11 protein-coding genes and 1 pseudogene are annotated in these 12,678 nt (G+C 61.6%); 11 read left to right on the forward strand and 1 reads right to left on the reverse strand.

Annotated features, from left to right (window positions below; genetic code table 11):
- The 7 genes and pseudogenes from KDL09_RS01465 to KDL09_RS01495 form a co-directional block, all read left to right on the forward strand.
- Positions 1-774, forward strand: a pseudogene (locus tag KDL09_RS01465) (gfo/Idh/MocA family oxidoreductase); the annotation flags it as partial.
- A gap of 7 nt (positions 775-781) precedes the next feature.
- Positions 782-1,606 carry an NAD(P)-dependent oxidoreductase gene (locus KDL09_RS01470; RefSeq protein WP_294380598.1) on the forward strand — a complete coding sequence of 275 codons (825 nt, stop codon included), beginning with the start codon at positions 782-784 and terminating at the stop codon, positions 1,604-1,606.
- Entirely contained in the window at positions 1,603-2,829 is a 1,227-nt protein-coding gene (locus tag KDL09_RS01475) for an MFS transporter (protein WP_294380600.1), read from the forward strand. The genes KDL09_RS01470 and KDL09_RS01475 overlap by 4 nt, the downstream gene beginning before the upstream one ends.
- Positions 2,830-2,903: 74 nt before the next feature.
- Entirely contained in the window at positions 2,904-4,271 is a 1,368-nt protein-coding gene (locus KDL09_RS01480; protein ID WP_294380602.1) for a DUF1501 domain-containing protein, read from the forward strand.
- Between the two features lie 33 nt (positions 4,272-4,304).
- Positions 4,305-5,705, forward strand: a complete 1,401-nt coding sequence (locus KDL09_RS01485; protein ID WP_294380605.1) for a hypothetical protein — start codon at positions 4,305-4,307, stop codon at positions 5,703-5,705.
- Positions 5,706-5,717: 12 nt separating this feature from the next.
- Complete coding sequence (locus KDL09_RS01490; RefSeq protein ID WP_294380606.1) at positions 5,718-6,548, forward strand: alpha/beta hydrolase; 831 nt, start codon at positions 5,718-5,720, stop codon at positions 6,546-6,548.
- A gap of 9 nt (positions 6,549-6,557) precedes the next feature.
- Positions 6,558-7,322 (forward strand): ThuA domain-containing protein, encoded by a 765-nt coding sequence (locus tag KDL09_RS01495; RefSeq protein ID WP_294380607.1) that lies wholly within the window; start codon positions 6,558-6,560, stop codon positions 7,320-7,322.
- An 18-nt stretch (positions 7,323-7,340) separates the two neighbouring features.
- On the opposite strand, the gene KDL09_RS01500 is transcribed toward KDL09_RS01495, so the two are convergent.
- Complete coding sequence (locus KDL09_RS01500) at positions 7,341-8,534, reverse strand: acetylxylan esterase (RefSeq protein WP_294380609.1); 1,194 nt, start codon at positions 8,532-8,534, stop codon at positions 7,341-7,343.
- Positions 8,535-8,608: 74 nt separating this feature from the next.
- On the opposite strand from KDL09_RS01500, the gene KDL09_RS01505 reads away from it, so the two are divergent.
- From KDL09_RS01505 to KDL09_RS01520, 4 genes are all read left to right on the forward strand, one after another.
- On the forward strand, positions 8,609-9,592 hold the full coding sequence (locus tag KDL09_RS01505; RefSeq protein WP_294380611.1) for an alpha/beta hydrolase: 984 nt from the start codon (positions 8,609-8,611) through the stop codon (positions 9,590-9,592).
- Positions 9,593-9,601: 9 nt separating this feature from the next.
- Positions 9,602-10,960 carry a polysaccharide deacetylase family protein gene (locus KDL09_RS01510; RefSeq protein WP_294380613.1) on the forward strand — a complete coding sequence of 453 codons (1,359 nt, stop codon included), beginning with the start codon at positions 9,602-9,604 and terminating at the stop codon, positions 10,958-10,960.
- Positions 10,957-12,447 (forward strand): hypothetical protein, encoded by a 1,491-nt coding sequence (locus tag KDL09_RS01515; protein ID WP_294380615.1) that lies wholly within the window; start codon positions 10,957-10,959, stop codon positions 12,445-12,447. Before KDL09_RS01510 ends, KDL09_RS01515 begins: the two co-directional genes overlap by 4 nt.
- 8 nt (positions 12,448-12,455) lie before the next feature.
- A partial coding sequence (locus KDL09_RS01520) for a hypothetical protein (protein WP_294380617.1) occupies positions 12,456-12,678 on the forward strand: 223 nt, incomplete at its 3' end.

Raw genomic sequence — 12,678 nt, forward strand, 5'->3', positions numbered from 1 at the left:
ATTCCGAAGCCCGGCTACTTCCCTGAGGAGGGCGAACCGCCGAAGGACTTCCATTATGATCTGTGGCTTGGCCCGTCGCCCTTCCATCCGTACAATCCCGCCTACTTCTCTGGCAAGGCCGGTGCCAACTGCCTCTCCTGGAACATGTTCTGGGACTTCGGCGCCGGTCAGATCGGCGACATGGGAAGCCACACCATGGACCTGCTCTGGAACGCCGTGGACGGTGGCCTGCCCACCTCGGCCGAGGCCAAAGGCGATGCCTACAATTCCGACGTCACGCCGGTGAAATGCGAATCGCACTTTGATCTTCCCGCCAACGACTGGCGCGGTCCGATTCAAGTGAGCTGGTATCAGGGCGGCGCGATGCCGCGCAATCCGAGCGCCGCGATCGATCTGAATCAGATCGGGCACGGCGCGATGTTCAAGGGCACGAAGGGCTTCCTCATCGCCGACTTCACCTCGCGCATCATCTATCCCTACGGCGACACCGCCGACATGAGCTACTACAACCGCCGCAAGCCCGAGGACATGCTGCCGGACATCGGCCACTTCCAGAAGCAGTGGTTCGATGCCTGCCGCGATCCGAGCAAGCCCACCGCCTGCAACTTCGGCTACAGCGCCAACATGATCGAGATGATGCTCCTCGGTCTCGTCGCCTATCGCACGGGCAAGAAGATCCAATACGACGGCAAGACCGGCACCAGCCCCGACACGCCCGAAGCGAACGCCTTCATGACGAAGGAGTATCGCGACGGATGGAACATCGACGGGTGATGGTCCCATGAGTCATTCCGAATCAACCGCCGCCGTCGGCATCATTGGCATGGGCTTGATGGGCGGCGCGTTGATGAGGATGACCGGCGCATCACGAGGCTGGGACGTGGACGCGACGCGTTGCGTGAATGCCTTCACGGCGGCAGATGTGTTCGATCATTGCGCTGTCGTTTTTCTCTGTCTGCCAAATTCCGACATCGTTCGCAGTGTCCTTAGCGATGCAAAGTTGCGCGCCGGACAGATCCTCATCGACACCACGACCGGTGATCCGCGTGACATGGCCGCGCTGGGCGCCGAGTTGGCCGAAAAAGGCGTGCATTACCTCGACGCGACGGTTTCCGGCAGCAGTGCGCAGCTTTTGCAGCGTGACGTGCTCATCATGGTCGGCGGTGACGCGGATGTTTTTGAGCGCTGCCACGGTTTGTTCACCCTGTTGGCTCGCGATGTCGTCCATGTCGGTCCCTGTGGCAGTGGCGCGAAGATGAAACTCGTCACCAACCTCGTTCTCGGCCTTAATCGTGCCGCATTGGCCGAAGGCCTCGCATTCGCCCGGCAGCTCGACCTCGATCTCCCGCAGACGCTCGATGTGATGCGCCGCAGCATGGCGTACTCACGCATCATGGACACGAAGGGCGAGAAGATGATCGCGCAGGACTTCACACCGCAGGCGAAGCTCTCGCAGCATCTGAAGGACGTGCGCCTCATGCTCGCTGCGAGCGGCATTCCCCTGCCGTTGAGCGAGACGCATCGCCAGCTTCTCGAAAAGGCCGAGGCGCTCGGCTTTGGCGACGCGGACAACAGCGCGGTGATCAAAGCGATCCTCGAATCATGAGCGCCTCGCAACGCTACCTCGTTCTGGCCGCAGCCTTCCTAGCCATCGTCTTCGACGGCGTCGAACTCGGCCTGATGCCCGTCGCATCGCTTTCGGTTTCCAAAAGCCTGCTCGGTCCCGCCTTCACGCCGGAACTCGGCGGTGAATGGTTCGCGCGTTTCACGGCCGCGCTGATGCTGGGCGCGGCGATCGGAGGCATCGCGCTCGGGAATCTGGGCGATCGCATCGGGCGCACACGCGCGATGGGCGTTTGCGTTCTCGTTTACTCGGGTTTCGCGGCGATGGGCAGCTACGCGCAGGATCAATGGCAGATGCTTGCGTTGCGTTTTCTCGTCGGCCTCGGCGTCGGCGGTGTGTGGCCCAACGGCATCGCCTTGGTTTCCGAATGCTGGTCCGGTGCGTCGAAGCCCGTCGTTTCAGGCGTGATGATGGCCGGATTGAATGTCGGCATCCTGTTGCTGTCACAAATCGCACGCCACTGGTCCATCACGCCGGACTCTTGGCGCTGGGTTTTTCAGTTCGCGGGTGTGCCGGCGTTGCTCGGCATCCTGGTGCTCGTCGCGGTGCCCGAATCACCGAAATGGCTCGCGTCACGCGGTGCAACCAAGGGGCCGGTCGCACCTTTGCGTGAGCTGTTCCAGCCGAGCCTCCTCCGTTTCACGCTCATGGGCGTCGTGCTGAGCGCCATCCCGATGATCGGTGCGTGGTCGGCCAGCAAGTGGATGATTCCCTGGTCGGACAAGGTCGCCGGAGCCACGCATGTCGGATACAAAGCCACCACACAAGGCTGGTGGGCGTTGGGCGCCACGCTCGGGAGTTTCTTGGGCGCGCAACTCGCGAGCTGGCTCGGTCGGCGTCTCAGTTACGCTTTGATCAGCATAGCCACTGTCACGATCACCTTCGCGATGTTCCAACTTACCGCGCCGTTGCAGCCTTCGTTTCATCTCATCGTCTTTGCCCAGGGCTTTGTGGCCACGCTGTTCTTCGGCTGGCTGGCGCTGTATCTGCCGGAGCTGTTTCCGACACGCGTTCGCGCCACTGGCAGCGGACTCGCCTACAACTCCGGTCGTTTCGCCACGGCCTTCGGCGTTCTCGCCGCCGGATTTCTATTCTCCGCACTCGGCGGTGAGTATCCACGCGTCGGCACGATCTGTGCTTCGATCTACGCCCTTGGTTTCGTCGTCATCTGGTGGGCGCCAGATACGAATGCGAACGAGACCTGACGCTCTGATCAGGGCCACATCGAAAGAATCCGGGCACGAGTCCGATATTGGTGAGTCGCAACCGCTGGCACGCCATGCTCAAGATTCTCGCTCCCGCCGAAAAACGCAGCGCCTTCTGTGATGGCGTTTCGCGTCGCAATTTCATCAAAGTGGGTGGGCTGGGATCGATCGGGCTGTCACTGCCGAAGCTGCTGGCGCTGGAAAATCAGGCGGGCATTCGCACGTCGCAAAAGTCGGTCATTCTGATCTACCTCGTCGGCGGACCGCCGCATCAGGACATGTTTGACCTGAAGCCGGACGCGCCCAGCGAGATCGCCGGACCGCACAAGCCCATCGGCACAAACGTAGACGGCATCCAGATCTGCGAACTCTTCCCGCGCATGGCGAAGATGATGGACAAGTTCACCGTCATCCGTTCGCTCGTCGGTGCGCAAGCCGGACACGATGCTATCCAGTGCTACACCGGTTTTCCAAATCGTGTGGGCACCGTTCCGCCCGGTGGCTGGCCGCAGTTCGGCAGTGTCGTCGGCAAGCTGCAGGGCGCGTTTGATCCGTCGGTGCCGCCGTTCGTCAGCATGTGCTACGAGTGCACGCACGGGCCTTACAACGAACCCGGACCCGGCATGCTCGGTGCCGCCAACGACGCCTTCCGCCACACGGGTCCGAGCCGCGGTGATCTCACGCTGCAAGGCATCACCTACGACCGGCTCTCGGATCGTGCGCGGTTGCTGAAGAGCTTCGACAACTTCCGCCGCGATGTCGATTCGAGCGGCAGGATGGATGCGATGGACACCTTCACGCAGCAGGCCATGGGCGTGCTCACATCGTCGAAGCTCGCGGACGCGCTCGATCTTTCCAAGGAAGATCCGCGCATCGTCGAACGCTACGGCACCGGCGACACGGTGAAGCGCATCGATCAAAACGGTGCGCCGCGTGTACCGCAGAGTTTCCTCACCGCACGTCGTCTCGTCGAAGCCGGCGCGCGTGTCGTCACGGTGAACTACAGCAAGTGGGACTGGCACGGCGGAGCCGGAAACGACATTTTTTCCCGCGAACGCGAGGACTTCCCCATCTTCGACAAAGGCATCACCGCGCTCGTCGAGGACCTGCATCAGCGCGGGCTCGATAAGGACGTCACGGTGCTCGTGTGGGGTGAGTTCGGCCGCACGCCGATCATCAGCAAGCAAGTCGGGCGCGATCACTGGCCACGCGTGGCAATGGCACTGCTGGCCGGCGGCGGCATGCCCAACGGACAGGTCATCGGCTCCACCGATCGTCTCGGAGGCGAGGCCGACAGCCGCCCGGTCACCTTCCCCGAAGTCTTTGCCACGCTCTATCGCAATCTCGGCATCGACGTGGCCACCACCACTGTCACCGACACCAAAGGCCGCCCGCATTACCTCGTCGAAAACGGTGCACTGCCGATCCGCGAACTGATTTGATCAAGTTCGGACGTTTCGTGCCGTAAGACTCGCATGATACTGCCTGCCATCATCAGCATCGTTCTCGCCGCCTCCGCTCTTCACGCCGCCGAGTTCCGCGCGGGAGCGGCCACCAGCAACATCACACCCGATCTCGGCAGTTCGATCAACGGCGGCTTTCAGGACGGCAAGGCGGCCTACATTCATGACGAACTTCATGCCCGCTGCCTCGCGCTCGATGACGGCACGACCAAGCTCGTGCTCGTGGTGGCGGACAGTTGTGTGATCGGGCGCGGCATCTTTGATGAGGCGAAGAAGATGGTACACGAAGCCACCGGCCTGCCGATGGAGAACATGATGATGTCTGCGACGCATTCGCACTCCTGCGGCACCGCGCAGGCGGTGGGACAGAGCGAACCGAATCCGATGTATCAGCGCTTCATCTCGCGCCGCATCGCCGATGGCGTGCGGCGCGCACTGAACAACCTCGCACCGGCGAAGATCGGTCATGGAGTCGTCGATGTGCCACAGCAGGTCTTCAACCGCCGCTGGAAGATGAAGCCAGGCGGCATTCCTCCCACGCCGCTCGGTGTCACGACCGATCAGGTGAAGACCAATCCCGGCATCAACAATCCGAACCTTCTCGAACCCGCCGGTCCCACCGACCCGCAGGTGAGTTTCATCTCGGTGCAGACCCCGGATGGCAAACCGGTCGCACTCTACGCCAATTACTCGCTGCATTATGTCGGCGGTGTCGGCCCCGGACACATCTCGGCGGACTATTACGGCGTGTTCGCCGGTCGGATTGGCGAACTGCTTGGCGCAGAGCATCAGGATCCGCCCTTCGTCGGCATCATGTCGAATGGCACCAGCGGCGACATCAACAACATCGACTTCCGCGGCGGTCAGGCGAAGGAAGGACCGTATGGCCGCATCAAGATCGTGGCCGAGGACGTCGCACAAGCCGTCGCGAAAGAAGTGAAGAACGTGAAGCACGAAGACTGGGTGCCGCTCAGCGTCGCACAAAAGGAAATCACGCTTGGCTTGCGCCTGCCGGGCAAGGACGAAGTCGAAAAGGCCCGCGAAGCGACGAAGCAGTCGAAGCTCTTCCCGCGCATGGAAACACTGGAGCAGGTTTATGCGCGTGAAACAGTTTTGCTGGCCGATTTCCCCATAGAAGTCTCCGCTCCGCTGCAGATCATGAAGATCGGCGATCTCCACGTCTCGGCGATTCCGGCCGAAGTCTTCGTCGAGATCGGCCTGGAACTCAAAAAACGTCACACGCCCACTTTCACCGTCTCGCTGGCCAACGCCTACCATGGCTACCTCCCCACACCCGAGCAGCATGCCCTCGGCGGATACGAAACGTGGCGCGCACGCTCAAGCTGCCTCGAAGTCGATGCCTCCACGAAGATCGTCGCCGGTCTTGAAGACCTCTTTGCCAAGCTCAAGTAAGTGACGTCAGCCATGAAACCATTCCTCTTTCTTTTCGTCACCTCTCTCGCCGTCGCCGCTGACGAAATCCGCACGGAACATGACGTCGATTACCTCGGTGGAGGACGCAAGGAGAAGGCCGATCTGTATTTGCCGGCGAATCCGCAGCCCGGACAAAAGTTCCCGGCGGTGCTCATCATCCACGGAGGCGGCTGGTCCGGCGGCGAGAAGCGTGCGGCGCGTGAGATCAACATTGGCACCACGCTCGCGCAGAACGGCTACGTCGGCATGAGCATCGACTACCTGCTGGCGAACAAGGACAACCCCGGCCCGACCTGGCCGCAGAATCTGCACGACTGCAAAACGGCCGTGCGCTGGCTGCGTGCGAATGCCGCACGCCTGCAGATCGATCCCGATCACATCGGTGTCATTGGCGGGAGCGCGGGCGGACATCTCGCCGCGATGATCGGACTCACCGGCGGTGAACTTGATCCACCCGGCGAAGGATCGACGCGCGTGCAGTGCGCCGTGGATCTCTACGGCCCGGTGCTGTGGTTTGAGAGGCGGGACATCTCCATGTTCCGCAAAACGCGCGCCGAGGCTCCGGAACTCTACAAACAGGCCGATCCGCGAACGCACATCGACAAAGGCGATCCGCCATTGCTCATCCTGCATGGCACGGCAGACAAAACCGTGCCAGTGGCCGACTCGGAAGCGCTCGCTGCCGCGATGAAGGCGGTCGGAGCCAACTACCAGATCGAAATCATTCCCGACGCACCGCACTCGTTTCACTTTCAGCCAAAGCAGCGCGACCTGCGTCCGCTCGTGCTAGACTTCTTCGACAAGCATCTCAAAGGAAAGTAATCGCAGGCCATGAAATCCATTCTTCTCACCTTCATCGCTATCCTCGGCCTCGCGACCACGCTGCCGGCCGCGAACATCGTCATCATGACCGTCGTGGATCCGGACAACTACGACGCGCCAAACACCATGCGCGACTTCGCTGAGAAGGAACTCAAACCGCTCGGCCACCACGTCACCATCGTCGAAGGCGACAAGCCGGAGAAACATCACTTCGACGGACTCGTTGAGGCGCTGAAGGATGCGGATCTGCTGGTCCTCTTCTCGCGTCGTCGTTTCCCACCGAAGGATCAGATGGCCGCGATTCGCGCTCATCTCGACGCAGGAAAACCACTGCTTGGCATTCGCACTGCGAACCATGCGTTCATCCCGAAACCCAAAGAAGTCGTCGATCCCAGCCTCGCGCCATGGCCGGAGTTCACGCATGAGGTGCTCGGCGGCGAAAACACCGGCTACGAAACGAAGGGCCTGCCTTACAGCGTCAGTGTGGCCGCAGACATCAAATCACCGCTGCTCGAAGGCGTGAACGCCGCCAACATCCGCGGCCACCAATCGCTCTACAAAGTTCTGCCGCTCGCCGACAACGCCACGCCCATCCTCATCGGCACCGCTCAAGCCGGAGCCACCACACCGCCACAACCCGTCGCGTGGACGCGTTCCTATGGCGCGAACAAAGCCCGCATCTTCTACACCAGCCTCGGCGCGCCGGAGGACATGCAGATCGCCGATGTGCGGAGGCTTCTGCTCAATGCGGTGGCGTGGACTTTGCAGAAGTGATCGCGGCAGTTGCGCCGCTCATCGTTTGCCTTCGATCTGGTCCAGCCAGCCTTCGAGAGTGAAGTCCGGGGCGCCTTTTTCCTCGGGATGGAGCACGGCGAGTTGTTCTGGCGACAATGGCATGATTCCCAGATCGGGCGCGGTGGCGCCGCGCCAGTGCAGCCGCGTGCCATAGAGTTTCTCGAGCGCGATGTGATGTGTGTCGCACCAGTCGCCGAGATTGAGCATCGGCAGCGCGTCGATGCGATCGCGCGTCGCCTCCGGCAGATCAAGCTGACGTGCCAGGAAAAACAGCGCCTCGCGTCCGATGAAGTAAGGCCGATGCCCGCCGCCTGCTACGAGGTGGCTTTCCAGCATGCCAGGAGCAAACGCAGGCGACGCGGCTTTCATCTGCTTGTCGGAACGCCGCCAGACATCGTGATCTCCGCGGTCGATGATGTCGTCGATGTCGCCGTTGCCGGTGAAGATGGCGCAGTGCGGGGCCGCCAGCCGGATGAAGGCAGGCCAGTCGATGCGTTCGCGCATCATCGTGAAGGAGGCCCGCGTGCAGCTCTTCGTGGGCAGCACGATGTCGTCATACGCCCATCCGCAGACGAGGGCGGCGCGCAGCCGCGTTTCCAGCGCGGCCATCCAGCAGGCCTTGGCACCGCCGAGCGAATACCCGGCCACACCCACGCGGCGCATGTCCACGTCTTCGCGCGCAGCGAGCAAATCCACGCCGCGCATGGTGTCGAAGACGAGCTTGCCCATCATGAGCCTGCCGGCGGCGGCGGCGCGTTGATCGGCAGTGGCGTTGTCGTGCGCACGGCTGCCCATGCGGCCCGTCGCATGGCGTTCCTCCTCGCCGATGGGATCGATCGCGAGTGCGATGATGCCGAGCTTTGCATACAGCATGCCCGCGTAGTGATAACTCCAGGCGCTCTTGCTCGAGCCATGTCCATAGGTGAAGACGACGGCGGGAGCACGACCGCCGACTGTCTTGGGCCGGTAGATCAACGCCGGAACTCGCGAGCCCGGCTCCGCGGTGAAGATCCATTTTTCAATGACCACACCTTCATGCTCGATCTGTCCGCGGGCGGTGGCATCCAACGGCACACGCTCAGCCGGAATGCCCAGACCACGAGCAAGCTGTGCGCGTGTGCCATCCGCTTCGTCACCGCGACATGAGATGACGAACGCCAGACATGCGAAGGTGAATGCGATGCGGATCATGGAATTCGAAACGGCAACTGCGCCTGTCTTGTTGCGCCGCAGGAACACCCCGTCCACCTCCGTAATTCTTGGCCATGAATGTCCCCGCGATCTGCAACCTTGATCGATGCCGCCTGGTCTTGGCGTGGCTTGGCGTGACGATGCTGGCCTGGCACGCCGAAGCCGAGGTCGTGAAGGAAACCGTCACCTACAAGCGGGTAGATGGCCTCGACATCAAAGCGGATGTGTTTCATGACGGCACGATGAAGCCGCGGCCGGCGGTCGTGTGGATTCACGGCGGTGGTGTGATCAACGGCCATCGCGAAAGCGTGTCGTCGCAGGTGCGCGAGTTCGCGACCAGCAACGGCTACGTGCTCGTCTCGCTCGACTATAGACTCGCGCCGGAGTCGAAACTGCCGGAAGTCGTCAGTGACATCGAGGATGCGTTTCACTGGCTGCGCGGCGAAGGGGCGGCGCGTTTCGGCATCGATCCGGAACACATCGCCGTCAGCGGCGGTTCAGCGGGCGGGTTCATCACGCTCATCGCAGGCTCTCGCGTGAAGCCCGCGCCGCGCGTACTGCTGTCGTTCTGGGGTTATGGCGAGACTCTCAGCGACTGGGCGACGAAACCGAGCCCGCATCCGCGTCACAACGCGAAGAAGATCACGGAGGAAGAGTTCACAAAGCAGCTCGGCGGCCCGCCTGTTTCCGATTCGCGCCTGCGCAAAACCGACGGAGTCACGATTTACCTCTACGGACGGCAAACAGGCAAATGGGGCGAATTGATCGCCGGAGCCGATCCGCTGCGTGAACCGGAAAAGATCACGCCGTTTTTGCCGCTCAAGAATGTCAGCGCAAGCTATCCGCCGACGGCGCTCATCCACGGCACGGCGGACACGGACGTGCCCTTCGAGCAGTCGCAGCTCATGGCGCGTGAGTTTGAGAAGCACGGTGTTCCGTATCAACTTCACGCGATCACGAACGGCGAGCACGGTCTTGGCGGCGGTGATCCCGAGCAGATCAAGGACGCGTATCGCAATGCGTTCGAGTTTGTGAAACGCCGCCTCGACCAGCCCTGAGCATCCAGTATGAGAACCCTGTTTTTGCCTGTTTCGGTCTTCGTCTTCGCCATGGCGATGGCCAGTAGCGCTGCTCAATCGCCAGACCTCGGAGGAGTGAAGGTTTCTTGGAATCGCTACAACGGCCCTGCAACCTTCACTGCGACCAATTCGGAGTCGTTCAAGCTTCGCGTGCAGGTGGACCGCCAAGGAGAAGCGCAGCCGCTGACCTTGCGTGTTGAATTGCCAAACACAGGCCGTAACGCATGGCCAGCCAATGATGTCGAGGTGCGGGATGAAGCCGGCGCCGCGCTTCTTGTGCAACGCTCGGGCATTGAGTGGGAGAAGCTGCTCCTTCCGCTGCCGGAGAACGTGAACTCCTTCGTCGTTCAAGCCGTGGAACCTCCCGGAGGCTGGCCAAAATCAACATCCGAGAAGGATCGCGGCATTCAAGATGCCGCCAGCGGTGCCCGCGTGCGCATCGCGAACTGGCCGCACAGACGCATCGCCGCGCTGAGCATCCGTTTTGATGACTCGCATCCTACCCATCTCAGCAAAGCCATTCCAATCCTGCGTGAATACGGATTCAAAGGCACCTTCATGGTCAATCCCGGCCCGAAAGAACCGGGCAGCCGTCAGAACTTCTCGTTTGAGACGCAACACGCTGAATGGGAGGCGGTGATGAAGCAGGGCGACATGGAACTCGCGAACCACTCCGCCCATCATCGCGGTGCGCGGAGCGATGCCGAGATGGAGCTCGAAATTGGCAGCGCTGCGGAGGCGATTTGGAAACTCACTCCCGGCAGGAGCAAGCTCATGGCGCTCAATCTCGGCGGTGGCACGCGCTGGGAGACCTCACGCACGCTACGCTACTACCTCGACAAGTATCATCAATTCGACGCCTCCAGCGGATCGCTTGGCATGGACGACAGCTACGGCGGCCGCGTCGAGGCCTTCCGCAAAGCGCTCACCTCGCATCTGGAGCGCGGTCTCTGGTGCCGAATGCACTACCACTACATCGGCGACGGTCTCAGCAGCAGCGAGGCAAACTTCCGCGCCGCGCTCGACATCGCCAAACAGCATCAAGACAAACTCTGGATCGCCGGCATGGCGGACATCTACAAGTATCAAACCGAGCGCAACGCCTCCAAGCTTGCCATCGTGAAGACCGATGAGCGCAGCCTCACCTTCCAGCTTGCCGTCGCCACTGACGCCAAGATTTACGACCAGCCGCTGACTTTGGAAATGGAAGCGCCTGCCGATTGGAAGTCTCGCCAGGTCGTCATGCTCGATCCACAGGGCGCCCAGATTCCCTCAGATGCCGATGGCAGTCTGCGCTTTGAAGTCCCGCCCCGTTCTTCCACTTTCGTCATCCGTGTCGCACCATGAAAATCCTCCTCCTCCCGATCTTCCTTTTTGCTGTCACGACTCTTCAAGCTGAAATGCTCGCGGGTGTCGCGAGGATCGACATCACCGAGCGAACCGGCCCGGTGAATGATCCGTGTTATGCGAAAGCGCTCGTCTTAAGGAGTGGCGAAACGACTGCCGTGCTCATCACCGTGGATGCGGTGGCGATTGGCGGCATCGGTCGCATCGGGAACGGCTTTCTCGCGAATGTTCGTGGTGAACTGGAGCGCGATCTCGGCATTCCGCCGACGAGCGTTGTCATCAATGCGAGCCACTGCCACGGCATCATCCGCGCAGACACGCAGCAGCTCGTCGTGCAGGTGGTGAAGGAGGCGGCGAAGAAACTGGTGCCGGTGAAAGCAGGTGCGGGCGTGGGAAGCGAGCGCCGCATCAGCGAAAATCGCCGGCTGCTGATGAAGGACGGCACTCAGATCGACATGCGGCGTGCCTATTCGATGCCGCGCGACGAGGATGTGGCGAGCGTCGGGCCCATCGATCCGCAGATTGGCTTGCTGCGACTGGACCGCGCCGACGGCACGCCGCTGGCGATCGTGTATCAGTTCGCGTGTCATCCGATCATGAATCCGCCGAGCAAGGGCTGCTCCGCCGACTATCCCGGCTTTGCCTCGAAGGTGATCGAGCAGGCGCTCGGCGGCGGAGCGATGGCCTTCTTCATTCAAGGCTGCGGCGGTGACATCAATCCGGTGCGCTACAAGGAGGTCACACGCCCCGCCGATGCGGAGCCGCTCGGCACCATGCTCGGCGCGAGCGTGCTGGCCGCCACGCGACAGATTCAAACCGGAGACGAAAGCACGTTGAAGGTGAGCAACGAAGTCATCTCCGTTCCGCGTGCGGCGGACTACGAGAACCGCATCGCCAGCATCGAAGCGGAGCAGAAGAAGCTGTTGGCGGCGCTGAAGCCGACCAACATCAATTTCAAAACCTTCCTGCCGCTGCTGATCGAACAAAAGCTCTCGCCTGACTTCCCTTCGCACTACTCGCAGAGCTACCTGCACGACCAGGAGCTCGACCGAAAGGCAATCCCACAACTCGACGCAGACAACCGCGCGCTCGTGGAAAGCTATCTCGCGAATATCGAGGTCATGGAACGGCTCACGCGGTTGAACACCAATCTCGCGCTTTTGAAACGGCATCTCGCCGAAACCAAGGCTGCCGCCAAACCGGTGCTCGACGTCGAAGTCTGCGGCTTGCGTGTTGGTGACTTCAAACTCGTCACCTTTCCCGGCGAACTCACCGTGCAGATCGGCCTGAACATCAAATCGCTGGTCAAAGATCCTCACGCCTTCGTCTCCGGCTACACAAACGGCTACATCTACTACACGCCCACCGTCTTCCAACGCACCAACACCGGCTACGCGCAGGAAGACTGCGATTCGCTCGTGGCACCTGAGTGGCAGAAAATTTTCGAATCGAAGGCCGTCGAAGTGATTCGCAACCTCGGCCGCTAAACTATCTCATGAAATCATTTCTCACTCTCCTTCTCGCATTCAGTACAGTGGTCGCGGACGATCTGCCTAAGACGCTCATGACTATGCGCGGCAAATTGCTGATCAGCGAAGATTTCACGCCGCCGCTGGCGCCCGTGACGGGCAAGCCGGTCGGCTTTGCGAGCGGTTTCACCGGCTGGCGCTACAATGCGGGCCCGGCTGGTGGAAAATCGGGCCAGTGGAAACTGGCTG

It is taken from the genome of Prosthecobacter sp. (genome assembly GCF_020439865.1).
Classification (GTDB): Bacteria; Verrucomicrobiota; Verrucomicrobiia; order Verrucomicrobiales; family Verrucomicrobiaceae; genus Prosthecobacter.

Excerpts from the sequence above, each read along its gene's own strand:
- KDL09_RS01495 (WP_294380607.1), top strand. The coding sequence starts at position 6,558 with ATGAAATCCATTCTTCTCACCTTCATCGCTATCCTCGGCCTCGCGACC.
- KDL09_RS01475 (WP_294380600.1), top strand. The coding sequence starts at position 1,603 with ATGAGCGCCTCGCAACGCTACCTCGTTCTGGCCGCAGCCTTCCTAGCC.
- KDL09_RS01490 (WP_294380606.1), top strand. The coding sequence starts at position 5,718 with ATGAAACCATTCCTCTTTCTTTTCGTCACCTCTCTCGCCGTCGCCGCT.
- KDL09_RS01480 (WP_294380602.1), top strand. The coding sequence starts at position 2,904 with ATGCTCAAGATTCTCGCTCCCGCCGAAAAACGCAGCGCCTTCTGTGAT.
- KDL09_RS01485 (WP_294380605.1), top strand. The coding sequence starts at position 4,305 with ATGATACTGCCTGCCATCATCAGCATCGTTCTCGCCGCCTCCGCTCTT.
- KDL09_RS01505 (WP_294380611.1), top strand. The coding sequence starts at position 8,609 with ATGAATGTCCCCGCGATCTGCAACCTTGATCGATGCCGCCTGGTCTTG.
- KDL09_RS01510 (WP_294380613.1), top strand. The coding sequence starts at position 9,602 with ATGAGAACCCTGTTTTTGCCTGTTTCGGTCTTCGTCTTCGCCATGGCG.
- KDL09_RS01515 (WP_294380615.1), top strand. The coding sequence starts at position 10,957 with ATGAAAATCCTCCTCCTCCCGATCTTCCTTTTTGCTGTCACGACTCTT.
- KDL09_RS01500 (WP_294380609.1), bottom strand. The coding sequence starts at position 8,534 with ATGATCCGCATCGCATTCACCTTCGCATGTCTGGCGTTCGTCATCTCA.
- KDL09_RS01470 (WP_294380598.1), top strand. The coding sequence starts at position 782 with ATGAGTCATTCCGAATCAACCGCCGCCGTCGGCATCATTGGCATGGGC.